Source organism: Streptomyces sp. NBC_01352 (assembly GCF_036237295.1).
In the GTDB taxonomy this organism is placed as follows: Bacteria; Actinomycetota; Actinomycetes; order Streptomycetales; family Streptomycetaceae; genus Streptomyces; species Streptomyces plumbiresistens.
Genome location: NZ_CP108354.1, coordinates 5,516,648 through 5,542,250 on the forward strand (window position 1 = coordinate 5,516,648; position 25,603 = coordinate 5,542,250).

The following is a 25,603-nucleotide window of genomic DNA, read 5'->3' on the forward strand; positions in this document are numbered from 1 at the left end:
CCTTACACCGAGCGCCCCGGGCACACCCCCCTCACACACCCACCTCCGCCGCGATCCGCCCCGATCGCACGGCCGCCACCAGCTGCGCGTGGTCCGCCTCCGTGCGGTCGGCGTAGGCGACGGCGAACGCGGTGATCGCCTCGTCCAGTTCCTCGTTCTTGCCGCAGTAGCCGGCGATCAGGCGCGGGTCGGCACTGTGGGCGTGGGCGCGGGCCAGGAGGGCGCCGGTCATCCGGCCGTAGTCGTCCAGCTGGTCGGCGGCGAGGGCGGTGGGGTCGACGCTGCCCTTGCGGTTGCGGAACTGCCGTACCTGGAACGGCAGTCCGTCGACCGAGGTCCAGCCCAGCAGGATGTCGCTGACCACCTGCATGCGCTTCTGCCCCATGACCACCCGCCGGCCCTCGTGGTCGACCTTCGGAGCCTCGAACCCGGCGCTCGCCAGGTGCGGCACCAGCGCCGAGGGGCGCGTCTCCTTGACCTGGAGGACGAGCGGTTCGCCCCGGTGGTCGAGGAGCAGGACGACGTACGACCGGGTGCCGACACTGCCCGTGCCGACGACGCGGAAGGCGACGTCGTGCACCGCGTGACGGGCCAGCAGGGGGAGGCGGTCCTCGGAGAGCGAGGTCAGGTACTGCTCCAGGGACGCGGCCACCGACGCGGCCTCCTCGTCCGGCACCCGCCGCAGCACCGGCGTGGCGTCGACGAAGCGGCGGCCGCCGTCCTCGGTCGGCTCCGTCGCCTTCGCGGCGAAGCGCCCGCTGGTGTTGGCCCGCGCCTTCTCGGAGACCCGCTCCAGGGTGCCGAGCAGGTCGTGGGCGTCGGTGTGGGAGACCAACTCCTCGTCCGCGATGGCGTTCCACGCGTCCAGGACCGGAAGCCTGGCCAGCAGCCGCATGGTGCGGCGGTAGGCACCGGTCGCGTCGTGCGCCGCCTTGCGGCAGGTGTCCTCGTCGGCGCCCGCCTCACGGGCGGCGAGCACGAGGGAGGCGGCGAGCCGCTTGAGGTCCCACTCCCAGGGGCCGTTCACCGTCTCGTCGAAGTCGTTCAGATCGATGACCAGACCGCCGCGCGCGTCGCCGTACAGACCGAAGTTGGCGGCGTGGGCGTCGCCGCAGATCTGGGCGCGGATCCTCGTCATCGGGGTGCGCGCCAGGTCGTAGGCCATGAGGCCGGCCGAACCGCGCAGGAAGGCGAAGGGCGTGGCCGCCATCCTGCCGACCCGTATGGGCGTGAGCCCGGGGATACGGCCCCGGCCGGACTCCTCGACCGCGCTCACCGCGTCGGGCCGTCCCCCGTCCAGGTCGAGGACGGCGTGCGCACTGCGCGGGACGCTGCGCCGCAGCGCCCTGCCCTCCTCCTTGGGCGTGCCCTCGGCGGGCCAGTCGGCGAAGCCGCGGACCCTGGGGAGCCGACGGGTGCCCTCGGCACTCGCCGCCGCCTCCTGAACGGGGACCGCGTCCCCGACAACCGTCTCCGCACCGACCTCGGTCACAGCGACCGCCTCCCCCGCGTACGCACGAACATCAACTCGTGCCGACCGTACAGCGGGCGGCTGAAAGGCGTCAGACCCTGTGGACAACTCCACAACTGTGGAAAACGCCGACAGCCCTCAGCACATCGACGGCACATCGACAGCACACCGGCACGACAGCGGGGGCGCACCGGCACAGAGCACGATGCGAGCCGGCGGGGCCCCCGCCGCAACCGTCAGCACCCCGTCTGCCGTTCCCCCTCCGGCAGATGCTCCTCCGCCCACTCCTTGAGCAGCCCCAGCGCCGGAGCCAGCGCGGCCCCCGCCTCCGTCAGCCGGTACGACACCCGCAGCGGAGGCCCCTCGTCGACCTGGCGGACGACGAGCCGGGCGGCGCCGAGTTCGGTGAGGCGGTCGGAGAGCATGCGCTCGCTGATGCCGGGGATGGCCCGGCGCAGGTCGACGAAGTAGGCGGGCCCGTTGGTGAGGACGGACACGATCGGGCCGGTCCAGCGCTTCCCGAGCAGCTGGAAGACGCGCGTGATGCCGTCGTCGACCCGCTTGCACGCCGTGGGGTCGTGACTCTGCTCGACCGTCATGCCCTCAGGGTACTGCCCCTCACGAAGAGGGGTGAAAAAAAGTAAGCGACTGTGTTATCCATAGTCGAGTACGTATTACTAGCCCACGGAACGACCATCCCGTGGGCCGGACCGCCGTCCCCTGGAGACCCCATGGCCACGCTCCTGATCATCGACTCCTCCGTCTTCCCCACCGACGCCTCCGCGTCCCGCTCCGTGACGGACGCCTTCCGCAAGACCTGGGAGGAGCAGCACCCCGAAGGCACGGTGATCCACCGCGACCTCGCCGCGAATCCCGTCCCGCACATCACCGCCGATGCCCACACCGCCGGCTTCGCCGACCCGGCCGCGCACACCCCGGAGCAGGCGGCCGCCTTCGCCGCGCGCGTGCAGCTGATCGAGGAGTTGGAGCAGGCGGACGCGGTGCTGATCGGCGCCCCGATGTACAACTTCTCGATCCCGTCGACCCTCAAGGCCTGGCTGGACAACGTGATCCTCATCGGCCGCACCGCCATGACCGAGGACTCCAAGGTCAAGGGCACCCCGGTCACGGTCGTCGCCAGCCGCGGCGGCTCGTACGCCCCGGGCACCCCGCGCGAGGGCTACGAGTACGTCCAGACCTACCTGCAGGCCGTCCTCGCCGACACCCTCGCCGTGGACCTCCACTTCATCGTCCCGGAGCTCACGATGGCCCCGCAGAACCCCGCGATGACCGAACTGATCCCGCTCTTCGAGGCCTCGCGCGAGCGCGCCCTCCAGGACGCGTCCGCCAAGGCCAAGGAAGTGGCCGAGCGGGTCGCGGCGTAAGTCCGCCGGCCGGGTGGGGCGGGCATCCGTCCCACCCGGCGAAGCACCTCCACAGCAGGCCACCCGCCCTCAGGCCCTCCCTGCCGCAGGCCACGCCCGTATGCGAGTCTTCGCCGGAGCGACACGAGGAGCAGGCGATGGGGCGATGACCGAGAGCGCGAAGGCGGCACCCCGTCGGCGGCACGCGCAGGCGAACCGGCGGCGCATCCTGGACGTCGCGCGCGAGACGCTGAGCGCGGATCCGGAGACCACCGTCGACGACATCGCCCGCGCGGCAGGTATCGCCCGCCGCACGCTCTACGGCCATTTCGCCGGCCGGGAGGATCTCGTCAACGCCCTGGCCGTGGAGGCCGTGGAGTCGCTCCGGCAGGCGTTCGTCGAGGAGCGCAACCCCGCCGAGCCCGCCGATCTGGCCCTGGCCCGCTACGTCCTGGCCGTCTGGGGCATCGGCGACCGTTTCCGCATGCTCATCGCGCTCGGCCGCCGCGACCCGGACGGCGACATCCGCGGCGCGCTGACCGCCGTACGCGATCTGGCCGGTGAACTGCTCGCGCAGGGACAGCGGGACGGAGTGTTCGCCGACCACCTGCCGGCGCCGGTGCTGGCCCACGTCATGGAGTCGGTCGTCGTCTCGATGCTGGAGTCGGTGAACGACGAGACATGGGAGGGCTCCGCCCCCGCCGCCGCCACGGCGGTGCTGCTGGCCGTCGGAAGGACCCGTCCCGAGGCGGAAGCCGTCCTGCGGCACCTGCGCACGGGCGGCTCCCGACCGTGAGATAGCTCACCGCCGGGCCCCCGCCACGACCAACGAGAAACGGGCCCTCACCGTGACTTTCGTCACTGGTGAAGACCCGTTCCTCGGTTCTTCGCTGTGCGCGAGGGGGGAGTTGAACCCCCACGCCCTTTCGGGCACTGGAACCTGAATCCAGCGCGTCTGCCTATTCCGCCACCCGCGCATTGGGTGTGTCTTCGGGCTGTTCCCCCTAGGGGGCGGCGCCTTCCGACACGCAGAACATTAGCACGCAGGACGGGGTGGGTTCACATCCCTTATGGCCGGGCAGCCGCCGACCAGCACACTCTGCGTCAGTCCGCCACCCCGCCCCCGATTCCGTCAGCAGACGTATCAACGCCGACCTGTTCACGTATCAACCTCGTACCGGTCCCGACCGTCTCCGCAGGAGCGGTCCAGGTCCACAGTCCGGTGCGGGACACTTGTCTGCGGCCGCCTCTACGATCCTTGGCAGGACTACGTCCGAGAAGAGTTCGAAGGGGAGCTCCGGAGGGAACTTCGGAGGCGTCGACACCCGTCGACCGGGCCGACAGGGGGAACCAGCCGATTCGACGGCGCGTGGATACGATCAGTAAGCAGTACCAGCAGCAGTACCGGGCAAGGCAGGGCCCGCTCAGCGGGACACAGGACAGCAGCGGCTACGGAGGAGGTGCCCCATGGGAGTCCTGAAGAAGTTCGAGCAGCGTCTCGAAGGTCTGGTCAACGGCACCTTCGCCAAGGTGTTCAAGTCCGAGGTACAGCCCGTGGAGATCGCGGGAGCACTCCAGCGCGAGTGCGACAACAACGCGACCATCTGGAACCGCGACCGGACGGTCGTGCCCAACGACTTCATCGTGGAGCTGAGCACTCCGGACTTCGAGCGGCTCAGCCCCTACTCCGGCCAGCTCGGCGACGAGCTCGCCGGGATGGTGCGCGACTACGCCAAGCAGCAGCGCTACACCTTCATGGGCCCCATCAAGGTCCACCTGGAGAAGGCGGACGACCTCGACACCGGCCTGTACCGGGTGCGCAGCCGTACGCTCGCCTCCTCCACCAGCCAGCAGGCTCCCGGCGGCGCCCCGGCGGCCCCGGCCCCAGGCCGGCCGGCCCCCGGCGGCTACGGCTACCCGCCCGCCGCCGCACCCGCGGCCGCCCCGCCGATGCCGGCCGCGCCGCCACCCGGCGGCCGTCCCGGCGGCTACGGCTACCCGCAGCCCGCGGGCGGACAGCGGCCCCCGGTCGCACCTGCTCCCGCTCCCGCGGCCGGCGGTCGCATGCGCCACTGGATCGAGATCAACGGCACCCGCCATCAGATCTCCCGCGCGACGCTCGTGCTGGGTCGCAGCACCGAGGCCGACGTGCGGATCGACGATCCCGGCGTCTCGCGCCGGCACTGTGAGATCCGGACCGGAACGCCCCCGACGATCCAGGATCTCGGGTCCACCAACGGCATCGTGGTGGACGGGCAGCACACCACCCGCGCTACGCTCCGCGACGGCTCGCGGATCGTCGTGGGCAGTACCACCATCATTTACCGGCAAGCCGAAGGGTGAAGCGGGGGCAATGTCAGAGCTGACCCTCACGGTCATGCGGCTGGGTTTCCTGGCCGTACTGTGGCTGTTCGTGATCGTGGCCGTGCAGGTCATCCGCAGCGACCTGTTCGGTACGCGTGTCACCCAGCGCGGTTCGCGCCGGGAGAGCGGACGGCAGCAGCAGGCCGCCGCCCGGCAGGCCGCGCCCCCGCAACAGCGCCAGCAGGCCGCCGCCGGTGGCCGCCAGCGTCGTAACGCCCCCACCAAACTGGTGGTGACCGAGGGCACACTCACCGGCACCACGGTGGCGCTCCAGGGCCAGACCATCACCCTGGGCCGGGCGCACGACAGCACCATCGTGCTGGACGACGACTACGCCTCCAGCCGACATGCCAGGATCTACCCGGACCGTGACGGCCAGTGGATCGTCGAGGACCTGGGCTCCACCAACGGCACGTACCTCGACCGAACGCGGCTGACGACACCCACACCGATCGCACCGGGCGCGCCCCTCCGCATCGGCAAGACCGTCATCGAGCTGCGGAAGTAGTGCTACGTCATGAATGAGCGCGAGCGGAGCGAGCACGCAGCGGCGCCCGGCACCCCGGGCCCCGGCGCGCTCCCGACCGGAGGGTGGGCACCGTGCGGATGTACCCGGAGCCGACGGGCGAGGTGCGCATGAGTCTGTCTCTGCGCTTCGCCGCCGGATCGCACAAAGGCATGATCCGGGAGGGCAACGAGGACTCCGGATACGCCGGTCCGCGCCTGCTCGCCATCGCCGACGGCATGGGCGGCGCCGCGGCCGGCGAGGTCGCCTCCTCCGAGGCCATCTCCACCATCGTCGCCCTCGACGACGACGTGCCCGGCTCCGACATCCTCACCTCCCTCGGCACCGCCGTGCAGCGCGCCAACGACCAGCTGCGCGCGATGGTCGAGGAGGACCCGCAGCTGGAGGGCATGGGCACCACGCTCACCGCCCTGCTGTGGACCGGCCAGCGCCTCGGCCTCGTCCACGTCGGCGACTCGCGCGCCTACCTGCTGCGCGACGGCGTCCTCACGCAGATCACGCAGGACCACACCTGGGTGCAGCGCCTGGTCGACGAGGGCCGTATCACCGAGGAAGAGGCCACCACCCACCCGCAGCGCTCCCTGCTGATGCGCGCGCTGGGCAGCGGCGAGCACGTCGAGCCCGACCTCTCCATCCGTGAAGTCCGCGCCGGCGACCGCTACCTGATCTGCTCCGACGGTCTGTCCGGGGTCGTGTCCCACCAGACCCTCGAGGACACCCTCGCCAGCTACCAGGGCCCCCAGGAGACCGTCCAGGAGCTCATCCAGCTCGCGCTGCGCGGCGGCGGCCCCGACAACATCACGGTCATCGTCGCCGACGTCCTCGACCTCGACACCGGGGACACCCTCGCCGGACAGCTGTCCGACACCCCCGTCGTGGTCGGCGCGGTCGCCGAGAACCAGCTCCAGCTGCACGACAACGGCATCATGCAGACCCCCGCGGGGCGCGCCTCCGGCCTCGGCCGCCAGGTGCCCGGACAGGGCGGAGGCGGCGAGTTCGGCCCGCCCGGCTCCGGCGACACCACCGGCTACATCTCCACCGCCGGCTTCGGCGACTACGGCGACGACGACTTCGTCAAGCCCCGCAAGGGCCGCAAGTGGCTCAAGAGATCCTTCTACGCCGCGCTCGCGCTGGCCGTCATCGGCGGCGGCCTGTACGGCGGTTACCGCTGGACGCAGACGCAGTACTACGTCGGCGCCAACGGCGAACACGTCGCCCTGTACCGGGGCATCAGCCAGGACCTCGCCTGGGTCTCGCTGTCCAAGGTGCACAAGGACCACCCCGAGATCGAACTCAAGTACCTGCCGACGTACATGCAGAAGCAGGTCAAGGCGACGATCACCGAGGGCGGACTCGAGGACGCCCAGACGAAGATCGAGGCCTTGGCGGTCCAGGCCTCCGCATGCGAGAAGGAAGCAGCCCGGCAGAAGGCCGAGAGCGAGAACAACGCCAAGACCGGCGAGGGCGAGGCCGGCGGCACCACGGGAACCACACCCGCCTCTTGGTCGTCCAAGGCCTCGCCGACGCCGAATCCATCGACGTCGACCTCGCCCGCCCCGTCCACGACTGCGCCCACGCCCACCCCCGGCCCCAGCCTCTCCGACCAGGAGCAGAAGGTCGTCTCGCAGTGCGACAAGCAGTAGCCGAGCCGTGAGAGGCCCTGTCACACGATGAGCAGTACTACCAACCCATCGACGCACCACACGTCCACCATCGGCGCGATCGGCACGCCGAGCCGGCGCAACACCGAGCTCGCGCTGCTGGTGTTCGCCGTGGTGATCCCGGTGTTCGCCTACGCCAACGTGGGCCTGGCCATCAACGACAAGGTGCCGGCCGGCCTGCTGAGCTACGGCCTGGGCCTCGGCCTGCTGGCCGGCATCGGGCATATCGTCGTGCGCAAGTTCGCGCCGTACGCCGACCCGCTGCTGCTGCCGCTCGCCACGCTGCTCAACGGGCTCGGGCTGGTCGTCATCTGGCGGCTGGACCAGTCCGAACTGCTCCAGTCGATCAACCAGGCCGGCAACGCCGCCTCCCGGCAGCTGCTGTACACGGCCATGGGCATCGCCCTGTTCATCGTGGTGCTGATCTTCCTCAAGGACCACCGCGTCCTGCAGCGCTACACGTACATCTCCATGGTCGGCGCGCTCATCCTGCTGCTGCTGCCGCTCGTACCGGGCCTCGGCACCTCCATCTACGGCGCCAAGATCTGGATCTCGGTCGCCGGGTTCTCCATCCAGCCCGGTGAGTTCGCGAAGATCGTCCTGGCGATCTTCTTCGCCGGCTACCTGATGGTGAAGCGGGACGCGCTCGCCCTGGCCAGCCGCCGCTTCATGGGCCTGTACCTGCCGCGCGGCCGCGACCTCGGCCCGATCCTGGTCGTCTGGTTCATCTCGATCCTGATCCTGGTCTTCGAGACCGACCTGGGCACCTCGCTGCTGTTCTTCGGAATGTTCGTCATCATGCTGTACGTCGCCACCGAGCGGACCAGCTGGATCGTCTTCGGTCTGCTGATGTCCGGTGCCGGCGCGGTCGGTGTGGCCAGCTTCGAGCCGCACGTCCAGCAGCGCGTCCAGGCCTGGCTCGACCCGATGAAGGAGTACACGCTCTCCCGGCAGGGCGTCGGCGGCCACTCGGAGCAGGCCATGCAGGCCCTGTGGGCGTTCGGCTCCGGCGGCACCCTCGGCACCGGCCTCGGCCAGGGCCACTCCGACCTCATCCGGTTCGCCGCCAACTCCGACTTCATCCTCGCCACCTTCGGCGAGGAACTGGGCCTCGCCGGCATCATGGCGATCCTCGTGCTCTACGCCCTGATCGTGGAGCGCGGCGTCCGCACCGCCCTCGCCGCCCGCGACCCCTTCGGCAAGCTCCTCGCCGTCGGCCTGTCCGGCGCCTTCGCCCTCCAGGTCTTCGTCGTCGCGGGCGGCGTCATGGGCCTGATCCCGCTGACCGGTATGACGATGCCGTTCCTCGCCTCCGGCGGATCAGCAGTCATCGCCAACTGGGCGCTCATCGGCATCCTGTTGCGCATCAGCGATACCGCGCGCCGCCCGGCGCCCGCTCCCGCCCCCAGTCCCGACGCCGAGATGACCCAGGTGGTTCGCCCGTCATGAACAAACCCCTGCGCCGGATCGCGATCTTCTGCGGACTCCTCGTCCTCACCCTGCTCATCCGCGACAACTGGCTCCAGTACGTCAAGGCGGACGAACTGCGGACCGACACGGCCAACCGCCGCGTCGCCATCGAGCGGTACGCCACCCCGCGCGGCGACATCATCGTCGACGGCAAGGAGATCACCGGCTCCAAGGAAGTCGACAGCGGCGACTTCGAGTACGTACGCACCTACAAGGACGGCGCCATGTGGGCGCCCGTCACGGGCTACGCCTCGCAGGCCTACGGCACCAGCCAGCTCGAGAACCTCGAGGACGGCATCCTCAGCGGCACCGACGACCAGCTCTTCTTCCGCAACACCCTCGACATGATCACGGGCAAGAAGAAGCAGGGCGGCAACGTCGTCACCACCCTCAACTCCGCCGCGCAGAAGGCCGCCTACGACGGTCTGAAGGGCCGCGGCAAGGGCGCGGTCGCCGCCATCGACCCGTCCACCGGCGCGATCCTGGCCCTGGCCTCGTACCCGTCGTACGACCCCTCGACGATCGCCGGCTCCAACGACGGGGACGCCTGGGGCAAGCTCCAGAAGAAGAGCGACGCCAACGACCCCATGCTCAACCGGGCGCTGCGCGAGACCTACCCGCCGGGCTCCACCTTCAAGGTGGTCACCGCGGCCGCCGCGCTGGAGAACGGGCTGTACCCGGACGCGAACTCGCCCACCAAGACGCCGCTGCCGTGGATCATGCCCGGCACCACGACGCCGCTGGAGAACGAGGGCAACATCCCCTGCAAGAACGCCACGCTGCGGGTCGCCCTCCAGTACTCCTGCAACACCGTCTTCGGCAAGGTCGGCGCCGACCTCGGCAACGACAAGATGCTCGCCGAGGCCGAGAAGTTCGGCTTCAACTCCGAGCAGTTCACGCCGGTCCGGGCCAACGCGTCGGTCTTCTCCGACGACATGAACGAGTCGCAGACCGCGCTGTCCTCCATCGGTCAGTTCAACACCGCCGCGACCCCGCTGCAGATGGCCATGGTCGCCTCCGCGGTCGCCAACGACGGCACGCTGATGAAGCCGTACATGGTCGACAAGCTGCAGACCTCGAGCCTGGACACCATCGAGCAGACCGACCCGGAGAAGCTCAGCCAGCCGCTGTCCTCGAAGAACGCCCAGATCCTGCAGTCGATGATGGAGACGGTCGTCAAGGACGGCACGGGCAAGAACGCGCAGATCGACGGCGTCACCGTGGGCGGCAAGACCGGTACCGCCCAGCATGGCGTCGACAACAGCGAGAAGCCGTACGCCTGGTTCCTCTCGTACGCCAAGCTCGCCGACGGCAGCTCGCCGGTCGCCGTGGCCGTGGTGGTCGAGGACGACAGTGCCGTGCGTGACGACATCTCCGGCGGTGGCCTCGCGGCGCCCATCGCGAAGAGCGTGATGGAGGCGGTCATCAACAGCAAGCAGTGACCCCGATCACGTCCCCTTCACATCGGTGCACGTTGCGATACCGGTCCTGTATCGGGTGACGGGCTTGGCCAGGTCACACAAGGCCATCCGGGTACGGTAGGCCCGGACGGCAGCCACCCGACCGCACTACTGTGCCGGTCGGGACCGACGGAGAGGGCTGGTAGGAAGCTATGGAAGAGCCGCGTCGCCTCGGCGGCCGGTACGAGCTGGGCCAGGTGCTCGGCCGTGGTGGCATGGCGGAGGTATACCTCGCACATGACACCCGGCTCGGCCGCACCGTGGCGGTGAAGACGCTGCGCGCGGACCTCGCGCGCGACCCGTCCTTCCAGGCCCGGTTCCGCCGGGAGGCCCAGTCGGCCGCCTCGCTCAACCATCCCGCGATCGTCGCGGTCTACGACACGGGCGAGGACTACATCGACGGGGTCTCGATCCCGTACATCGTCATGGAGTACGTCGACGGCTCCACCCTCCGTGAGCTTCTCCACAGCGGCCGCAGGCTGCTGCCGGAGCGCACGCTGGAGATGACCATCGGCATCCTGCAGGCCCTGGAGTACTCGCACCGGGCCGGCATCGTCCACCGTGACATCAAGCCCGCCAACGTCATGCTGACGCGCAACGGCCAGGTCAAGGTGATGGACTTCGGCATCGCCCGCGCCATGGGCGACTCCGGCATGACGATGACGCAGACCTCCGCGGTCATCGGCACCGCCCAGTACCTCTCCCCTGAGCAGGCCAAGGGCGAGCAGGTGGACGCGCGGTCCGACCTCTACTCCACCGGCTGTCTGCTCTACGAGCTCCTGACGGTCCGGCCGCCCTTCGTGGGCGACTCCCCGGTGGCGGTCGCGTACCAGCACGTACGGGAGGAGCCCCAGCCCCCGTCGGTGTTCGACCCCGAGCTCACGCCCGAGATGGACGCCATCGTCCTGAAGGCCCTGGTCAAGGACCCGAACTACCGCTACCAGTCCGCCGACGAGATGCGCATCGACATCGAGGCCTGCCTTGACGGCCAGCCGGTCGCGGCCACGGCCGCGATGGGCTCGGTCGGCTACGGCGGCTACCCCGACGACCAGCCGACGACGGCCCTGCGCGCCGACGCGGGCGCCACGACCATGCTGCCGCCCATGAACCCGGACGACGGCGGCTACGGCTACGACGACCGCCCGGACCGGCGCCGCCAGAAGAAGTCGAACACCTCGACGATCCTGCTGGTCGTGGCCGGTGTCCTGGTGCTGGTCGGCGCGATCCTCATCGGCAAGTGGATCTTCGATGGCGGCGGGGTGAGCAACAGCACGGTCGCCGTGCCGAACTTCATCGGTCAGACGCAGGACGACGCCCAGAAACAGGCGATCAATGCCGGTCTGAAGTTCACGACCTCGGAGAAGGCCTGCGAGGCCCAGCCCAAGGGACAGGTCTGCGAGCAGGACCCGAAGCCCGAGACGAAGGTCCAGAAGGACACGACGGTCAACCTGGTCGTGTCGACCGGCGCCCCGAAGGTCACCGTCCCCAGCGTGATCGGCCTGCCCGTCGACGAGGCCAAGGAACAGCTCAGCGGCGACGACTACGAGTTCACGGTCAAGACGGAAACGCGGGAGTCCTCGGACGACCCGGGCTCCGTCCTCGACCAGGACCCGGTCAAGGGCGAGGAAGTGGAGAAGGGCTCCACGATCACCCTCACCATCGCCAAGGCCGAGGAGAAGGCCACGGTCCCGGACGTCCTAGGCAGGACCTGTGACGAGGCCAAGGCCCAGATGACGGCCAGCAACCTGGTCGGAAACTGCACCGAGGTCGAGACCAACGACGTCAACCAGATCGGCAAGGTCATCCAGACCACGCCGTCGGCAGGCCAACAGGCTGACAAGAACTCCGCGGTCAACATCCAGATCGGCAAGGCGGCGGACAAGACGGAGGTCCCGAACGTCGTCGGCCAGACCGTCGGTCAGGCCAAGCAGATCCTCAACGCGGCCGGCTTCAACAACATCCAGTTCGCCAACGGCAGCGATCAGAGTGATACCGCCTTCGTGAGCCAGCAGGACCCGGGCGCGGGCAGCGAGGTTGACGACCCCGCCAATACCCAGGTCAACCTGACCACCATCGGCATCGGCAACGGCGGCAACGGCAACGGCGGGAACGGCGGCGACGACGGCAACATCTTCGGAGGCCCGACCGGAACGGCGGCCCGCACGGAGGAGTGACCTACCCGCTCACCACCGTCGCTCGCGACACGAACGAAGCCCCGGAACCCTCACCAGAGGGCGCCGGGGCTTCGTTCTGTGGTCGTCCTCGAAGGACCCGGGTCAGCTGCTCAGTTCCTTGGGCGGCGTCCGCTCGTTGTTCACCGCGTCCACCCGCACCAGCTCTCCCCAGACGACGTACCGGTACCGGGACGTGAGCACCGGAGTGCAGGTCGTCAGGGTGATGTAGTGGCCCGCCTTCTTCTTGCCGGACTCCTTGGGGACCGCCGACAGGACCTTGACGTTGTACTTCGAGGTCTCGGGAAGGATCGCGTAGACCTTGTAGACGTACCACTTGTCCTTCGTCTCGAAGACGATGGGGTCGCCCTCTTTGAGCTTGTCGATGTTGTGGAACTTCGCGCCGTGGCCGTCGCGGTGGGCGGCGAGGCTGAAGTTGCCCTTCTTGCCGGAGGTGGGGAGAGCGGACTTGACCGGGTCGGTGTAGTAGCCGGCGACGCCGTCGTTGAGGATCTTCGACGACGTGCCCTTCTCGACCAGGACCTCGCCGTTCTTCATCGCGGGCACGTGGAGGAAGCCGATGCCTTCCCTGGTGTCCAGCGCGCCGGGCCCGGTGTCCTTCTGGGACCAGGTGTCACGGACCTTGTCGCCCTGCTGGTCCGCTTTGCGGTCGGCGAGGACGTTCGTCCACCAGAGCGAGTAGACGACGAAGAGGCCGAGGATCAGGCCCGCCGTGATGAGGAGTTCACCGAAGACACTGACCGCCATGGCGATCCGGCCCATGCCGCGGCGGCGCGGTGCCGGCGCGGGCCCGGACATGTCGGTCTGCTCTGCGGTGCCGTCGGTGGTCGCTGCCACTTGTCATCTGCCCCTACTCGACGAGCGCATCCGGCTTGCCCTTGCTGCGCGGCCGTTCCTCGACCATCTTGCCCCAGACGATCAACCGGTACTTGCTGGTGAACTCCGGAGTGCACGTGGTGAGGGTGATGTAGCGACCCGTCGTCGTGAATCCCGACCCCGGCGGCACGGGATCCAGCACGCTCGTGTTGCTCGGCGACGTCACCGGCAGCATCTTCGCCATCTTGTAGACGAAGTACTCGTCCTGCGTCTCCACGACGATCGCGTCGCCCGGCTGTAGCTTGTTGATGTACCGGAACGGCTCCCCGTGCGTGTTGCGGTGGCCCGCGAGCCCGAAGTTGCCGGTCTTCGCCTCGGGCATCGCCGTCTTCAGCGGATCCTCGGCGTAGTGGCCGACCATGCCCCGGTCCAGCACCTTCTTGTTGCTGACGCCCTCCGCGATCGGCACCACCACGTCCAGCTTGGGGATGTGCAGGAGGGCGAAGCCCTGCCCCGGCGAGAACGTCCCGGGGTTGCGCTTGCCGTTCGCCCAGTCGTCCTGGAGGCTGCTCGCCTCCCTGTCCGCCTGCGCATGCGCCCGGACGTTCGTCCACCACAGCTGGTAGGTGACGAACAGCAGCATGAGGACGCCCGTGGTGATGAACACCTCACCGATCGCCCGGCTCGCGACGACCGCCGCACCGGGCTTGCGCGCCCGCGCCTGCCGCCGCGCCTCCACCCGGGAGAGCGGCCTGCCCTCGTCGGAAGACTCCGACGGCTCCGCCGCCGTCCCCCCACCGGCCCCATGACGCCCGCCACGGCGCTTGGCGGCCCTTCTGCGGGCCGCACGGCCGCCCATGGGGGTTCCTGTGGCGGACGAGGCGGATGAAGCGTCAGTGGCGGATATGGACTCGCCGCCGATCGGACGCGTCGGCGGCTCGGGTATCCGCAGCGCCACCGTCTCGTCGTCGATGGGAGGTTCGTACGGCGCCTCGGGGGCGACCGGCGCTTCGTACGGCACCTCGCGGCCCACGGAGGGTTCGTACGGCACCTCGCGACCGGCGGACGTTTCGTACGGCACCGAGTCGTACGACTCGTACGGCACCCCGCCGTACGAGTCCTCGCGCTCGGGGCGCAGCGCGGTCACGCCGTGGCCCTGCCCACCACCGGGGCGAGCCCCACCGACCTCGCCACCGCGCCCTGGTCCCCGCACTGCACCAGCCAGTTGGCCAGCATCCGGTGCCCGTGTTCCGTCAGTACCGACTCGGGGTGGAACTGCACACCCTCGACGGGCAGCTCCCGGTGGCGCAGTCCCATGATGATGCCGTCGTGGGTGCGGGCGGTGACCTCTAGCTCGGCCGGAACCGTGGCCGGCTCGGCGGCCAGCGAGTGGTAACGGGTCGCCGTGAAGGGCGTCGGCAGCCCGGCGAAGACGCCCCCGCCCTCGTGCTCGACCAGCGAGGTCTTGCCGTGCAGCAGTTCGGGCGCACGGTCCACGACACCGCCGTACGCCACCTGCATCGACTGCATGCCCAGGCACACGCCGAAGACGGGCACACCGGTCGCGGCGCAGTGGCGCACCATCTCGATGCAGACCCCTGCCTCCTCGGGCGTCCCCGGCCCCGGCGACAGCAGCACGCCGTCGAAGCCGTCCTGGGCGTGCGCCGTCGACACCTCGTCGTTGCGCAGCACCTCGCACTCGGCGCCCAGCTGGTACAGGTACTGGACCAGGTTGAAGACGAAGCTGTCGTAGTTGTCGACGACGAGAATCCGCGCACTCACTGGTTGTCCACCGTCACATCGTTGAAGGGCAGCAGCGGTTCGGCCCACGGAAAGACGTACTGGAACAGGACGTACACGACACCAACGACCAGCACGAGTGAGATGAGCGCCTTCACCCAGGCGTTCCCCGGCAGATGCCGCCAGATAAAGCTGTACATGCCGTCCCTTCCGTCGCACCACGGCACCAGACTCACGCCGTACCGCACCAGACTAACGGCGCAGGGCCGGTGGTTTCCCTGCCTCCACAGGCTGTGTGGAGTCGAGATGCGCCCAGACGATCAGCCGGTGGCTGTGCCCCCACTCCGGATCACACGTGGTCAGTGTGAGGTAGCGGCCCGGGCGCGTATACCCCGACTTACGTGGCACAGGGTCGATCACCTCGACGTCCGAGGGCACTGTTTTGTAGGGGCCTTTGTCGATCCGATACGTGAACCACGTCGTCCCGTCCGTCAGCACCACCGCATCGCGCCGCCGCAGCTTCGGAAAGTCCTTGAAGGGATCCCCGTACGTGCGCCGGTGCCCGGCGACCGCGAAGTTGCCCTTCTGCCCGAGCTGCGCGGTGCCCGCGTAGTGGCCGAGGCCCTTCTTCAGGGTGTTCGTGGCGGTGTTCTCCAGGACCGGCTTGTTCCACGTGAAACCAAGACGCGGGATGTACATGATCGCGAACGGCTTCCCCGCCCGGTACGGCGCCGGCTCGGCCGGACTCTCGGAGGCACCCGCCGACGTCGTGGGCCGCACGGGCTCCTGCGCCCACTGGTCCTGCAAGCGGTCGATCTGGTCGTCCATCACATGGTCGGCCTTCACACCGGTCCAGAACAGCACATAGACGACGAACAGCACGATCAGGGCACCGGCGGTGATGCACAACTCACTGACGGTCCTGACGACGACGCGCACCGGCAGCTCCTGAGGGCCTACTCGGGACTCACTCCACGGGCTTCGCGTACTGCAGATCCACTGTGCCCGAGTAGCCGGGAAGAGTCACCGCCCCGTCCTCCTCGACTTTCCAGCCGAGCCCGTAGACGTTGACGTACACCATGTAGTTCTGGATCGCCGGGCTCTCCGCCAGCGCCTTCTGCAACGCGTCCGGGTCACCGACCGCGGTGATCTTGTACGGCGGCGAGTAGACGCGGCCCTGCAGGATCAGCGTGTTGCCCACGCAGCGCACGGCGCTGGTCGAGATCAGCCGTTGGTCCATGACCTTGATGCCCTTGGCGCCGCCCTTCCACAGGGCGTTGACCACGGCCTGGAGGTCCTGCTGGTGGATGACCAGGTAGTCGGGCTGCGGCTCGGGATAGCCGGGGAGCTTGGCGGTCGCGTCCGGCGGGGCGTCGTTGAGGGTGACCGAGACCGCCTTGCCCGTGAGCTTCTGCGTGCCCGCGCTCTCCTCCAGGGCCGCGAGCTTGTCGTCCTCGGCCTTGGTGCTGCCGTCGTCGCGATCGGCCAGCGCCTCGTTGCCCTGCCGCAGGGCGCCGTTGGACTCGTCCAGCTCGCCGTTCTTCTGGCTGCGCTCATGGATGAGGTCCGACAGCTTCAGCAAGGACGCGTCCGTCCGGATGTTGGTGCCCTTGGCCGTGTTGAAACTCGTGAAGAAGATGAGCCCCGCGAGAGCGAAGACGGCTGCCGTGAGCACCCGCACGGGCCGGAAACGCCGCCGGCCGGCAGGGCTGGATCCCGTCCCGGGGGAGTCGGCAGAATTGCTCAACGTACCCTTATCTCCTTCGGCGCCGCGGAAGCACTACGCTAACGGACGCCCGGGGGAGCACTAAGTGTCCCCTTGTACGCTGCCCCGGAGCCCGCCCCAGTTCCCTGCGCGGCCACGCAGCGCATCGACAGGAGAGACCCTCGTGCCGAAGTCACGTATCCGCAAGAAGGCCGACTACACGCCGCCCCCGGCGAAGCAGGCGACCGCCATCAAGCTGACCAGCCGCTCCTGGGTCGCACCCGTGATGCTGGCCATGTTCCTCATCGGACTCGCCTGGATCGTCGTCTTCTACGTGACGGACGGGTCACTGCCGATCGACTCTCTCGACAACTGGAACATCGTGGTGGGCTTCGGCTTCATCGCGGCGGGATTCGGTGTCTCCACACAGTGGAAGTAGCGGCCGCTGGGCTCTGCCCAGGGGTATCCACTGAGTTATCCACAGCGGTTTTCCACATGGGGAAAAGAAAGACGATCTGTGGATAACCCATCGGGTGTTGACGCCGGTGTGACTGACACACCGGCAACCGAAAGCTTGTTCGCCCCCTGTCCGACCTGCGGAAACACAGGTCAGCGACAGGGGGCACACCTGTTCCCGCACGGTATGCACAAGATTCGCCACACACTGTGGACAACCGCAGCTCAGGTGAGCTGCGCGGTCCTCAACACAGTCACGATCACGACCACGGCCAGGACCAGCGCACAGGTGCCGTACTGGATCAGCGCGCGGCGCTCGCGCGGGGCGTGGACCATGGCGTAGCCGGTGATCAAGCCGGCGACGAGGCCGCCGATGTGGGCCTGCCAGGAGATGTTGAAGCCCGGGTTGAAGGTGAAGATGAGGTTGATCACCAACAGGGCGATGATCGGCCGCAGGTCGTAGTTGAGGCGGCGCATCAGGACGGCGGTGGCGCCGAAGAGCCCGAAGACGGCACCGGAGGCGCCGAGGGTGGCCGTGGTCGGGGAGGCGAGCAGATAGGCGAGCGCGCTGCCCGCGAGGCCCGAGGCGAAGTAGACGGCGAGGTAGCGGGCGCGGCCCAGGGCGGCTTCGAGGGGGCCGCCGAGCCACCACAGGCTGAGCATGTTGAACCCGATGTGCCAGATCTCCTGGTGGGCGAACATCGAGGTGACCAGGCGGTACCACTGGCCGTCCGCGACGCCCATGGTGGGCGAGAACGGGGCCGGCGGCCAGGCGCCGATGAGGGCCAGTTCGGTCGCCAGCGAGTCCGACGCCCGGATGGCGATGAACACCGCGAGGTTGATGCCGACGAGGATCTTGGTGACCAGCCGGGGATCCGCCGCGATGGTGCCGCCCGCGATGGTGCGGGGCTGGGACGCGGTGGGGGCGTGGCCGGTGCCGGAGCCGCCGCGGACGCAGTCGGGGCACTGGAAGCCGACGGAGGCGCTGATCATGCACTCGGGGCAGATCGGCTTCTCGCAGCGGGTGCAGCTGATGCCGGTCTCGCGGTCCGGGTGCCGGTAGCAGCCGGGCAGGCTTCGGGCGTCCTGTGAACTACTCGCCGCCTGGTCCATGACATCCCCTAAGTCGTCGTACAGACATGCACCGCCCCGTCCATCCTTACGGATGAACGGGGCGTTTGGTTCCCTTCGCGCAGGCCGGAGAGGTTACCGGTCGCGCGGATCGCGGGGGCCTCGGGGGTCTCGGGGCCTTCGAGGGCTCTTGGGGGGGATCAGCCCTGGCGGGTCTCGATGACGACCGACTCGATGACGACGTCCTTGACCGGGCGGTCGTTCGGTCGGGTGGTCGGGACGGCGGCGATGGCGTCCACGACCTTCTGGCTGGCCGGGTCGGTGACCTCGCCGAAGATCGTGTGCTTGCGGTTCAGCCAGGCCGTCGGGGAGACGGTGACGAAGAACTGCGAGCCGTTGGTGCCCGGGCCGGCGTTCGCCATGGCCAGCAGGTAGGGCTTGCTGAAGGAGAGGTCCGGGTGGAACTCGTCCTCGAACTCGTAGCCCGGGCCGCCGATGCCGGTGCCGAGCGGGTCGCCGCCCTGGATCATGAAGCCACTGATCACCCGGTGGAAGACCGTGCCGTCGTAGAGCTTCTTGGTGGACTTCTCGCCGGTGGCCGGGTGGGTCCACTCCCGCTCGCCCTGAGCGAGTTCGACGAAGTTACGGACCGTCTTGGGGGCGTGGTTCGGCAGGAGCCGGACTTCGATGTCGCCGTGGTTCGTCTTCAGGGTGGCGTAAAGCTGCTCGGCCACGATCTGCCTTCCGTTGTCCTTCTGTGCCCTTCCGATCCTTGCATGGTTCCTGCCGTGCGTCGTCCGGCACCCGCCCGGGCGCCCGGCGTTCGGCGGTTTCGCATGCAGAAATCCGGTCGAGTGGCCTCGGGCCGGGGGCGCATGGCGGCGATCCGTGGCATTGTCGACGACAAGCTCCTGTTGCCCTGTATTCATCCGCTATTACACGTGATCGGATCTTGAGCAGTTCTTGATCGGAGATCATCCGGAGTCTGTGGCTGTGACCCGGATGCCCGCCCTCACATGCTCCGGCGCTCCCGGACAGGCATGATCCGTAAAAGGGTGGAAAGTCGAAATACCGTACGCCACCGAGGAGGAGGAACCCGTGACCCGCATCGACAGCGTGCGCGCCGCGACCGGCTCGGCGAAGGACAGCGTGCTGCACGCCGCGGAAGTGGTGGCGCCCTACGCCGACACGGCCAAGGACAGGGCCGCACACTACGCACACGAGGCACGCGTACGGCTCGCGCCGAAGGTGTCGCAGGCCGCCGACCAGGCTCGTGTCCAGTACGACGCTCATCTCGCGCCGCGTCTGGAGTCGGCCCGCTCGCAGGCTCTCGCACATGTCCCGCCGAAGGTCGACCAGGCCGCACACGAGGCCGCGACCCGTACCCGTATGGCCGCCAAGCAGGCCGCCGACTACTCCCGACCGCGGATCGAACAGGCCGTGGCCGTGGCCGGTCCCGTCCGCGACGAGGCTGCCGCCCGTAGCGTGGCCGCCGTGGCCGCCCTGCGCGGCCAGGTCTCGCCCAAGGAGATCCAGAAACTCGTCCGCAAGCACGAGCGGCGGGCGCGGGCCGGCCGGCTCGCCAAGGCGCTGGCGGTGGCGGGCCTGGTCGCGGGCGGCGCCTTCGCCGCCTGGAAGTGGTGGGACAAGCAGGCCAACCCGGACTGGCTGGTCGAGCCGCCCGCCGCGACCGAGGTACCGGAGTCGAGCCATCTGACCTCGGTCGACGGCAGCGGCCAGGCAGTACTCGACCCTGAGGTACAGGCCAAGCAGGCCGAGGAGGAGGCTGCGCACCGCGACGAACGCGGGTGAGCAAGACTCTCACTGTGGGGCGGAGGACCGAGCGGTCCTCCGCCCCACAACTGCCTTGAGCGGGCCACGGGTTGGGCCGGTTTCACGTGAAACAGCGTCCACTCGCCCAGGCCACCCCGGTATGACCATGCAAAACGCCCCCTGAAACTGCGTTTCCGCAGATCAGGGGGCGTTTGGTGCGTGGAGCCTAGGGGAGTCGAACCCCTGACATCTGCCATGCAAAGACAGCGCTCTACCAACTGAGCTAAGGCCCCGGAAAATGGCCGCCCGCCCGGAAGAACCGCATACCGGGTGACGACGCTGACCAGAGTACCGGGTCACCCCCAGGATCTCGCAAAAAGATGGGGGGTCCCCGTGGACGACCACTCTCCGTAAGATGCTCCGCGTGGTTCGCTACAGCGAACCACCGTTTTTGGGGAAGCGATGGGGAGACGCAATGGACGCCGCACAGCAGGAAGCCACCGCAAGAGCGCGGGAACTGCAGCGGAACTGGTACGGGGAGCCGCTGGGGGCGCTCTTCCGTAAGCTCATAGATGATCTTGGTCTCAACCAGGCTCGTCTCGCGGGGGTTCTGGGACTGTCCGCACCGATGCTGTCGCAGCTGATGAGCGGCCAGCGGGCGAAGATCGGCAATCCTGCCGTGGTCCAGCGAGTGCAACTGCTCCAGGACCTCGCGGGACAGGTGGCGGACGGCAGCGTGAGTGCGGCCGAGGCGACCGACCGCATGGACGAGATCAAGAAGTCGCAGGGGGGCTCGGTGCTCAGCAACACCACACAGACAACCAGCAGTTCGGGAGCGCCCACGGTCAAGCGGGTGGTCCGCGAGATCCAGTCGCTGCTGCGCTCGGTGGCCGCCGCGGGAGACATCATCGAGGCGGCCGACACTCTCGCCCCGACCCACCCGGAACTGGCAGAGTTCCTCCGGGTGTACGGCGCCGGCCGCACCTCCGACGCGGTCACGCACTACCAGTCCCACCAGAGCTGAACCCGCGGCCCGGCCACCGAAGGGGGTTCGGCAGCCGGGCCGACGGCCGAGGAGGAACGCGAGGGGGTCGCGGCCTTCGCCGGGAGGGACACGCGGGGGTGTGTCCCTAAGCGACGAGGGCGCGAGAGGGGTCGTATCGCTCATCACGGGGGAAGCAGGAGAAGCAAGGGGGTAACCGAAGGGGGAGGGGCGACGCACAGCCATGGGTGAGGTCTTCGCCGGCCGGTACGAACTGGCCGACCCGATCGGACGCGGAGGAGTGGGCGCCGTCTGGCGCGCCTGGGACCACCGCCGCCGCCGGTATGTCGCCGCCAAGGTCCTGCAACAGAGCGACGCGCACGCGTTGTTGCGCTTCGTCCGTGAACAGGCGCTGCGGATCGACCACCCTCATGTGCTCGCACCCGCCAGCTGGGCCGCCGACGACGACAAGGTCCTGTTCACCATGGACCTGGTCGCCGGCGGTTCGCTGGTCCACCTGATCGGCGACTACGGCCCTCTCCCACCCGCCTTCGTCTGCACCCTGCTCGACCAACTCCTGGCGGGCCTCGCCGCGGTGCACGCGGAAGGCGTCGTCCACCGGGACATCAAGCCCGCCAACGTGCTCCTCGAAGCCACCGGCATGGGACGGCCCCGGCTACGGCTGTCCGACTTCGGCATCGCGATGCGGCTGGGCGAGCCACGCCTGACGGAGACCAACCTCGTGGTGGGGACGCCCGGTTATCTCGCCCCCGAGCAGATGATGGGCGCCGAACCGGACTTCCCCGCCGACCTGTTCGCCGTGGGACTGACCGCGCTGTACCTCCTCCAGGGCGCCAAGCCGGATGCCAAGGCCCTGATCCAGTACTTTGCCGCGCACGGCACCCCGAGTGCCCCCCAGGGCATTCCAGACCCGCTGTGGCAGGTCGTGGCCTCGCTCCTCCAGCCCGACCCGCACGCCCGCTTCCGCACGGCAACGGGCGCGCGCAAGGCACTCGCCTCGGCCGCCGAACTCCTTCCGGAACCCGGCCCCGACGACGAGACCATCGAGATCTTCGACCAACTCGGCCCCCTGCCCCCCGGCTTCGCCCCGACCGGCCCACTCAAGCGGGCACCCGGAGTGGAGACGGGAGCGACTTCGCGGTGGTCGGCCGAGGGGGCTTCTTCCCAGTCGACGGCAGGAGCTTTCCCACCGGCAGAGGGGGCCTCCCCGTCGGCAGTGGACGCTCGGTCGGCGGTGGGGCCCGACGGGTCGGCACTGAGGTCCCGGTCGGCGCAGGGAGCCGAGGGAGCCGACGCGCCGGTGGAGGCGGCCTGGTCGGCGGAGGGAGCTACGGGGCAGGCAGAGGGAGCTGCCGCCAAGGCCGTGGACGAGCTCGTGGCGGTGGAGGAAGCTGCCGAGGCGGTGGAAGTAGCCCGGTCGTCGGAGCAAGCTGCCCGGTCGGCAGAGGGCCCTCGGCCGGTGGAGGGAGCAGCCGCGCCGACGGCAGGGACCGCCGGGTCGGCAGGCGGTGGCATCTCCTCGATACCGGGGGAAGGTGCGCCTTTCCGTCCCGGAGAAGGTCCGCCCGCCCACCCAGAAGCCGCCGGCATCCCGTTCCGTCTCCGTCCAGAGAAAGGGCATGCGGCTTCCCTGCCGGGAGATGCGCCCCCGGTTTCCGGATCGGCCGGCGCGGCCTCGGTCGCACGACATGGCCACGGCCCCGGGGCCGCCCACACCGGTACGGACTCCTCCTTGCCCGCCTCCGGCACGGATCCCCTCACGCCCAGCCCAGGCACGGGCTCCTTCACGCCCACACCGGGCACGGGCCCCATGGCCGCCGCCCAAGCCGACTCGGGCCACGTACCCAATACCCCCGCTACAGGCACCGCGCCGCCGCCCGAGCCGAGCGCGGCCAATCCAGTCGGCCAGGGCGTGGAGTCCGTATCCCCCGAAGGTCGACAAGGAATCGGATCGGTATCCACCCCGGTCGGCGCAACGCCGTCGCCGCCCACTCACGCCCCTGCGCCGCCTACCGCCCACCCGCGACCGTCCGCCCGCACGCAACAGCCCTCGATGTCGGACACCGGCAGCTTCCTCCTGCCGCCCCCGCAGACCACCGCTGCCCCGTCCTCCCCCCAGACACCCACCCCACAGCCGCACCACTGGCAACCACAGCCACAGCCACAGGCACAGGCACAGCCACACACTCAACCCCACCCGGCTCCCCCGGCCCCGCCCTTCCACGTCTCCCCCCACGACCCCACCCACGTCCTCTCCTCCTCCCCACCTCACGCCGCCGCCCCCCACTACTCCCCTCACACCCCCGCAACGGCCGCCGCCTCGCACGCCTCGCACCATCGCGCTGAACCCTCTACTGCTTCGTACACCGCTCAGAGCCCGCAGGTTCCACCTCCCGCGCAGGCGATTTCACAGCCGCGCCATCGAGCAGCCCGCTCCGCACGCCGCGGCGGCCCGCCCGCCAAGGTGGCGATCTCGCTTCTGCTGCTCGCGCTCGCCTGCTATGCCGTGGGTTTCTGGGCGCTGACCCAGGTCTGAGCAACCTCGGCCCTACACCGAGCCGTCAAGCGTCACCGGCCGGGGGCACCGCGCGTTCTCACCGGCTCCCGCCGTCGCCCCAGCCCCGTCCATACCCCAAGTACCACCAGCACCACGGTTCCCCCGCCGAGACCCCCCGCGGCGATGACCTTCATCAAGGCATTCCCGCGCGACGCAGACGCCGCCCCGCCCTCCGACGCCGCCGTCTCCCGCTGCCCCTGTGCCGTGACCTGGAAGATGTCCCGCGGCTCGGACTGCCCCGCGTACGCGGGAGCGGCCTCCGCGCCGTGCGCGACCCGCACGCGCAGGGCCAGGTCGAAGGGACCGTCACCGAAGTCGTCGGCGGTCTGGGCGGCGAGATGGACGACGAGGTAGTACGAACCGGCGAACCGCATGCCGCTGACGTGGTCAGACACGTCAAACCGGTTAGCGTAGGCGACCGGCGGCAGCGGTCGAAGCGCCGCCGACCGCTGGCTGCCGTCGTAGCCGACCCCGTCGTAGTCGACGGGGGCACGCACGGGGTTGTAGAGGGACAGGGTCAGCGCACTGGGCACGAAACCCGTGTCGCTGCTCGCGCTGCCCAGTTCGGCGGTGGCGTAGAGCTGCTGCCCCCAGTCCACGGGTACCTCGTAGAAGAGTGTCTGCCCGGGCCGGACGTCGTCCTGCCAGACTCCCTCGCCCAGGGACGTCGCCGCTCCGAAGCCCGCACCGCCCTCGCGGCGCTTCGCTTCGCCGCTGGGGGGCGCGGGTGAGGCCGAGTCCCAGACCTCGGGCGCGCTCGTCGCACCGGCCTGCGTGAGTCCGGGCTCCGACACGGGGTCGAGCTCGAGATCCCACTCGCCGAGCAATGAAGGGGAGACCTCAGCCGTCCTCTGGACACGCTCGACGACCACGTAGAACGTGCCGGCCCCCTTGCATATGGACCCACTGCGCGTGGCCTCGCGCTCCCCCATCGCCGTGATGGGATGGGCACTCCGGCCGGCCCCGATGCTGACCGTGTCGACGGAGCAGGTGTGGCTGTCGGCGTCCTGGAGCGACACCTTGACGCCGTCGCCGGCGGAAACCGTGGCGCCGGGGGGAGGGACGGCCGTGACGGAGACGTACGCGTTCGACGTGGCGTCGAGTTCGAGGCGGTAGTAGCGCTCGCCGGTGGCAGGGAGTGAACTGCGGTACGTCGTGCCGGGTGCCAGGCGTTCGGCTTCGCCGGTGCTCGTGGCGCCCCGTACCGACCGGGCGTCCTCGTCGAAGGCGTACGAGCCCGGAGCTCCGGCCGCCACCGCGGGCGACCCGCCCGGTACCGCCGCCGCCATCCCCAGCACCACGCCCACGGCGGCCACCCGCACCACGGGCCCACGACCACGCCGTGCCGCCGCCCGCCACCACGCCGTACGCCGCCCCATCACGCGTCACCCCTCGTCGTACACCGGACCGGGACCGTGGCCCATCCTGCCCCGCAGCGCCGCATGACATCCGCGCAATCCGTACGAGCGTCCGAAACACCCGACTCGCAACACAAAACCCCGACCGCGAGGCGGTCGGGGTCTGTTCAGAATCCGTTGTCGGTACTCAGGAACCCGTGGGCACGGAGTCAGTCGCCTCCGTCCACAGATCCTGCTCGGCGCGATCCGCCTGGATCTGGCGGTACACGAGGAGCCCGCCGATGGCGGCCAGTGCGACCAGGAGAAGCTTCTTCACCGCGCGACCTCGTCTTTCCTTGACGTAGGGGACTTCTGGCGCCCGACTATACACACCGACCGAGACCGATCGGTGACCTACGTCGGGCCCTCAACTCCCGTCCGGAACACAGCAAAAGAAGCGGACGGAGACGCTCCGATCAGAGGGTGATCACACCCTCACGAACGGCGATTTTGACCATTCTTCTCCCGCATACCCTCCTTTTCGCCGCCCTTGCACCCATCCGTGTGGTGTTCATCGGAAGATCGACGCGCCACGGGCGTCGGTCCACCACTTCGCGACCCTCATACACATGATGAG

23 protein-coding genes, 2 tRNA genes and 1 pseudogene are annotated in these 25,603 nt (G+C 69.4%); 12 read left to right on the forward strand and 14 right to left on the reverse strand.

Going from position 1 to position 25,603, the window contains the following annotated elements:
• Positions 1-31 precede the first annotated feature (31 nt).
• Positions 32-1,492, reverse strand: coding sequence for a DUF2252 domain-containing protein (locus OG252_RS25555; RefSeq protein ID WP_266436599.1), 1,461 nt, complete (start codon positions 1,490-1,492; stop codon positions 32-34).
• A gap of 215 nt (positions 1,493-1,707) precedes the next feature.
• The gene (locus OG252_RS25560) at positions 1,708-2,070 is read right to left on the reverse strand and encodes a winged helix-turn-helix transcriptional regulator (RefSeq protein ID WP_329338967.1); all 363 of its coding nucleotides are present in this window, start codon (positions 2,068-2,070) and stop codon (positions 1,708-1,710) included.
• A 132-nt stretch (positions 2,071-2,202) separates the two neighbouring features.
• On the opposite strand from OG252_RS25560, the gene OG252_RS25565 reads away from it, so the two are divergent.
• The gene (locus OG252_RS25565; protein WP_329338969.1) at positions 2,203-2,856 is read left to right on the forward strand and encodes an FMN-dependent NADH-azoreductase; all 654 of its coding nucleotides are present in this window, start codon (positions 2,203-2,205) and stop codon (positions 2,854-2,856) included.
• Between the two features lie 145 nt (positions 2,857-3,001).
• Positions 3,002-3,631 carry a TetR/AcrR family transcriptional regulator gene (locus OG252_RS25570; RefSeq protein ID WP_329338971.1) on the forward strand — a complete coding sequence of 210 codons (630 nt, stop codon included), beginning with the start codon at positions 3,002-3,004 and terminating at the stop codon, positions 3,629-3,631.
• Between the two features lie 97 nt (positions 3,632-3,728).
• On the opposite strand, the gene OG252_RS25575 is transcribed toward OG252_RS25570, so the two are convergent.
• Positions 3,729-3,812, reverse strand: a tRNA-Leu gene (locus OG252_RS25575).
• Positions 3,813-4,302: 490 nt separating this feature from the next.
• On the opposite strand from OG252_RS25575, the gene OG252_RS25580 reads away from it, so the two are divergent.
• The 6 genes from OG252_RS25580 (at position 4,303) to pknB (ending at position 12,490) form a co-directional block, all read left to right on the forward strand.
• Positions 4,303-5,178, forward strand: a complete 876-nt coding sequence (locus OG252_RS25580; RefSeq protein ID WP_266436607.1) for an FhaA domain-containing protein — start codon at positions 4,303-4,305, stop codon at positions 5,176-5,178.
• A gap of 10 nt (positions 5,179-5,188) precedes the next feature.
• The gene (locus tag OG252_RS25585) at positions 5,189-5,707 is read left to right on the forward strand and encodes an FHA domain-containing protein FhaB/FipA (RefSeq protein ID WP_266436609.1); all 519 of its coding nucleotides are present in this window, start codon (positions 5,189-5,191) and stop codon (positions 5,705-5,707) included.
• Positions 5,708-5,835: 128 nt separating this feature from the next.
• Entirely contained in the window at positions 5,836-7,368 is a 1,533-nt protein-coding gene (locus tag OG252_RS25590; RefSeq protein WP_266436611.1) for a Stp1/IreP family PP2C-type Ser/Thr phosphatase, read from the forward strand.
• A 27-nt stretch (positions 7,369-7,395) separates the two neighbouring features.
• Positions 7,396-8,835, forward strand: a complete 1,440-nt coding sequence (locus OG252_RS25595; protein WP_266436613.1) for an FtsW/RodA/SpoVE family cell cycle protein — start codon at positions 7,396-7,398, stop codon at positions 8,833-8,835.
• Positions 8,832-10,298 (forward strand): peptidoglycan D,D-transpeptidase FtsI family protein, encoded by a 1,467-nt coding sequence (locus OG252_RS25600; RefSeq protein ID WP_329338976.1) that lies wholly within the window; start codon positions 8,832-8,834, stop codon positions 10,296-10,298. Before OG252_RS25595 ends, OG252_RS25600 begins: the two co-directional genes overlap by 4 nt.
• A gap of 170 nt (positions 10,299-10,468) precedes the next feature.
• Positions 10,469-12,490, forward strand: a complete 2,022-nt coding sequence (pknB, locus tag OG252_RS25605; protein ID WP_329338978.1) for a Stk1 family PASTA domain-containing Ser/Thr kinase — start codon at positions 10,469-10,471, stop codon at positions 12,488-12,490.
• 102 nt (positions 12,491-12,592) lie between these two features.
• Here the strand turns inward: pknB and OG252_RS25610 are convergent, their stop codons facing one another.
• From OG252_RS25610 to OG252_RS25635, 6 genes are read right to left on the reverse strand one after another with little or no spacing between them, the layout of a single operon-like run.
• Positions 12,593-13,345, reverse strand: a complete 753-nt coding sequence (locus OG252_RS25610) for a class E sortase (RefSeq protein WP_266436619.1) — start codon at positions 13,343-13,345, stop codon at positions 12,593-12,595.
• A gap of 13 nt (positions 13,346-13,358) precedes the next feature.
• The gene (locus tag OG252_RS25615) at positions 13,359-14,471 is read right to left on the reverse strand and encodes a class E sortase (RefSeq protein ID WP_329338980.1); all 1,113 of its coding nucleotides are present in this window, start codon (positions 14,469-14,471) and stop codon (positions 13,359-13,361) included.
• The gene (locus tag OG252_RS25620; protein WP_266436622.1) at positions 14,468-15,106 is read right to left on the reverse strand and encodes an aminodeoxychorismate/anthranilate synthase component II; all 639 of its coding nucleotides are present in this window, start codon (positions 15,104-15,106) and stop codon (positions 14,468-14,470) included. The genes OG252_RS25615 and OG252_RS25620 overlap by 4 nt, the downstream gene beginning before the upstream one ends.
• Positions 15,103-15,264 (reverse strand): hypothetical protein, encoded by a 162-nt coding sequence (locus tag OG252_RS25625; protein ID WP_266436623.1) that lies wholly within the window; start codon positions 15,262-15,264, stop codon positions 15,103-15,105. The genes OG252_RS25620 and OG252_RS25625 overlap by 4 nt, the downstream gene beginning before the upstream one ends.
• A 52-nt stretch (positions 15,265-15,316) precedes the next feature.
• Positions 15,317-16,003 carry a class E sortase gene (locus tag OG252_RS25630; protein WP_329338984.1) on the reverse strand — a complete coding sequence of 229 codons (687 nt, stop codon included), beginning with the start codon at positions 16,001-16,003 and terminating at the stop codon, positions 15,317-15,319.
• A gap of 28 nt (positions 16,004-16,031) precedes the next feature.
• Positions 16,032-16,811 carry a DUF881 domain-containing protein gene (locus tag OG252_RS25635; protein ID WP_329338986.1) on the reverse strand — a complete coding sequence of 260 codons (780 nt, stop codon included), beginning with the start codon at positions 16,809-16,811 and terminating at the stop codon, positions 16,032-16,034.
• 142 nt (positions 16,812-16,953) lie between these two features.
• On the opposite strand from OG252_RS25635, the gene crgA reads away from it, so the two are divergent.
• Positions 16,954-17,208 (forward strand): cell division protein CrgA, encoded by a 255-nt coding sequence (gene crgA / locus OG252_RS25640; protein WP_266436626.1) that lies wholly within the window; start codon positions 16,954-16,956, stop codon positions 17,206-17,208.
• 242 nt (positions 17,209-17,450) lie between these two features.
• Here crgA and OG252_RS25645 read toward each other — a convergent pair whose 3' ends face one another.
• Both OG252_RS25645 and OG252_RS25650 read right to left on the reverse strand, forming a co-directional pair.
• Positions 17,451-18,338, reverse strand: a complete 888-nt coding sequence (locus OG252_RS25645; protein ID WP_329338989.1) for a rhomboid family intramembrane serine protease — start codon at positions 18,336-18,338, stop codon at positions 17,451-17,453.
• A 158-nt stretch (positions 18,339-18,496) separates the two neighbouring features.
• Entirely contained in the window at positions 18,497-19,030 is a 534-nt protein-coding gene (locus tag OG252_RS25650) for a peptidylprolyl isomerase (RefSeq protein ID WP_266436628.1), read from the reverse strand.
• A gap of 364 nt (positions 19,031-19,394) precedes the next feature.
• On the opposite strand from OG252_RS25650, the gene OG252_RS25655 reads away from it, so the two are divergent.
• Positions 19,395-20,108 carry a DUF5324 family protein gene (locus OG252_RS25655; protein WP_329338991.1) on the forward strand — a complete coding sequence of 238 codons (714 nt, stop codon included), beginning with the start codon at positions 19,395-19,397 and terminating at the stop codon, positions 20,106-20,108.
• A gap of 181 nt (positions 20,109-20,289) precedes the next feature.
• On the opposite strand, the gene OG252_RS25660 is transcribed toward OG252_RS25655, so the two are convergent.
• Positions 20,290-20,362 (reverse strand) — tRNA-Ala (locus tag OG252_RS25660).
• Positions 20,363-20,544: 182 nt separating this feature from the next.
• Between OG252_RS25660 and OG252_RS25665 the strand changes: the two genes are divergently transcribed.
• Positions 20,545-21,093, forward strand: a complete 549-nt coding sequence (locus OG252_RS25665; RefSeq protein WP_053753862.1) for a helix-turn-helix domain-containing protein — start codon at positions 20,545-20,547, stop codon at positions 21,091-21,093.
• A 202-nt stretch (positions 21,094-21,295) separates the two neighbouring features.
• Positions 21,296-22,192, forward strand: a pseudogene (locus tag OG252_RS25670) (serine/threonine-protein kinase); the annotation flags it as partial.
• 1,448 nt (positions 22,193-23,640) lie between these two features.
• Here the strand turns inward: OG252_RS25670 and OG252_RS25675 are convergent.
• On the reverse strand, positions 23,641-25,008 hold the full coding sequence (locus OG252_RS25675) for a hypothetical protein (RefSeq protein WP_329338993.1): 1,368 nt from the start codon (positions 25,006-25,008) through the stop codon (positions 23,641-23,643).
• Positions 25,009-25,174: 166 nt separating this feature from the next.
• Positions 25,175-25,303, reverse strand: coding sequence for a DLW-39 family protein (locus OG252_RS25680; protein WP_003999697.1), 129 nt, complete (start codon positions 25,301-25,303; stop codon positions 25,175-25,177).
• Between the last annotated feature and the right edge of the window lie 300 nt (positions 25,304-25,603).

Excerpts from the sequence above, each read along its gene's own strand:
- OG252_RS25560 (WP_329338967.1), bottom strand. The coding sequence starts at position 2,070 with ATGACGGTCGAGCAGAGTCACGACCCCACGGCGTGCAAGCGGGTCGAC.
- OG252_RS25565 (WP_329338969.1), top strand. The coding sequence starts at position 2,203 with ATGGCCACGCTCCTGATCATCGACTCCTCCGTCTTCCCCACCGACGCC.
- OG252_RS25570 (WP_329338971.1), top strand. The coding sequence starts at position 3,002 with ATGACCGAGAGCGCGAAGGCGGCACCCCGTCGGCGGCACGCGCAGGCG.
- OG252_RS25580 (WP_266436607.1), top strand. The coding sequence starts at position 4,303 with ATGGGAGTCCTGAAGAAGTTCGAGCAGCGTCTCGAAGGTCTGGTCAAC.
- OG252_RS25585 (WP_266436609.1), top strand. The coding sequence starts at position 5,189 with ATGTCAGAGCTGACCCTCACGGTCATGCGGCTGGGTTTCCTGGCCGTA.
- OG252_RS25590 (WP_266436611.1), top strand. The coding sequence starts at position 5,836 with ATGAGTCTGTCTCTGCGCTTCGCCGCCGGATCGCACAAAGGCATGATC.
- OG252_RS25595 (WP_266436613.1), top strand. The coding sequence starts at position 7,396 with ATGAGCAGTACTACCAACCCATCGACGCACCACACGTCCACCATCGGC.
- OG252_RS25600 (WP_329338976.1), top strand. The coding sequence starts at position 8,832 with ATGAACAAACCCCTGCGCCGGATCGCGATCTTCTGCGGACTCCTCGTC.
- pknB (WP_329338978.1), top strand. The coding sequence starts at position 10,469 with ATGGAAGAGCCGCGTCGCCTCGGCGGCCGGTACGAGCTGGGCCAGGTG.
- OG252_RS25625 (WP_266436623.1), bottom strand. The coding sequence starts at position 15,264 with ATGTACAGCTTTATCTGGCGGCATCTGCCGGGGAACGCCTGGGTGAAG.
- OG252_RS25645 (WP_329338989.1), bottom strand. The coding sequence starts at position 18,338 with ATGGACCAGGCGGCGAGTAGTTCACAGGACGCCCGAAGCCTGCCCGGC.
- OG252_RS25665 (WP_053753862.1), top strand. The coding sequence starts at position 20,545 with ATGGACGCCGCACAGCAGGAAGCCACCGCAAGAGCGCGGGAACTGCAG.
- OG252_RS25675 (WP_329338993.1), bottom strand. The coding sequence starts at position 25,008 with ATGGGGCGGCGTACGGCGTGGTGGCGGGCGGCGGCACGGCGTGGTCGT.